Below are 1,125 nucleotides of genomic sequence, written 5' to 3' on the forward strand. Positions count from 1 at the left end.
CCGGCGGCTCTCGCCTGCCGCAGGTACATGACAGAGGACGGGCCGGCAGGAGCCCCGAGTCTTACCCAGCTCAGAGACGCCTTGAGCTGACCAGCGCCTCGCACCCCGGAATGTGGCATCGCGCCATGACGGCTCGATGGCTGGCCGTGGGGCCTGTCGGCACCGTGGTCAGCCGACCCGTAAAACAACACTTCCCCCGATTCTTCTGAGGAGTTCACCCTGATGGTTGATAACTATGACGTGCTGGTGATCGGCGCGGGAATGGCCGGCATCGCCGCCGCAACGAAAACCGCGTCGAAGGGCTCGAAAGTCGCGATTGTCGACGCGCTGCCGTACGGCGGGACATGTGCCTTGCGTGGGTGTGATCCCAAGAAGATCCTGCGCCGCGGCGCCGAAGTGGTGGACGCTGCGCGGCTCATGGTCGGCAAAGGCATCGACAGCGGGGAGCTCTCCATCAACTGGGACGATTTGATGAAACACAAACACAGATTCACTGACCCCGTGCCACGCAGCATGGAAGAAGACCTCCAGGCGCACGGCGTGAGTACCCTCCATGGGAGGGCGACCTTCACCGGACCCACTGAGGTCACCATCGAGGGAACCCGCTCCACGGCCTCGAACATCCTGGTCGCGACCGGCGCCGTCCCGCGGCCCCTTGACTTCCCCGGACACGAACATCTGATCGACAGCACGGACTTCCTGAACCTGGAAGCACTTCCCGACCGGATCGTGTTCGTCGGCGGAGGCTTCATCTCCTTCGAGTTCGCTCACATCGCCGCACGGGCAGGCAGCACCCCTATCATCATCGACCGAGGACCTCGTCCGCTGCGGGCCTTCGACGCTGATCTCGTGGAGCTCCTGATAGGCCGCGGGTCCGAGGCCGGGGTTGAGGTACGCAGCCGTACCAGCATCACCGGGGTCAGTAAGACCGGCAACGGATACACGGTGCACACGGACACCGCCGGCACAGCATCGGACATCGAAGCCGACCTCATCGTCCATGGAGCAGGACGGGTCCCCGAACTCTCCACCCTGGACTTGGACGCAGGCCACGTGGCATATGGCCCTCAGGGCATCGAGGTAGCGCCACACCTGCAGAGCACCACGAACCCTGCCGTGTATGCC

At 64.3% G+C, this 1,125-nt stretch carries 1 protein-coding gene; it reads left to right on the top strand.

Annotated elements, in window-relative coordinates:
- Positions 1-240: 240 nt before the first annotated feature.
- Positions 241-1,125 (top strand): FAD-dependent oxidoreductase (locus IWX63_RS16670; RefSeq protein ID WP_334685967.1); only part of this gene is annotated, 885 nt, incomplete at its 3' end.

The organism is Arthrobacter sp. CAN_A2 (assembly GCF_015752045.1).
Lineage (GTDB): Bacteria > Actinomycetota > Actinomycetes > Actinomycetales > Micrococcaceae > Arthrobacter_D.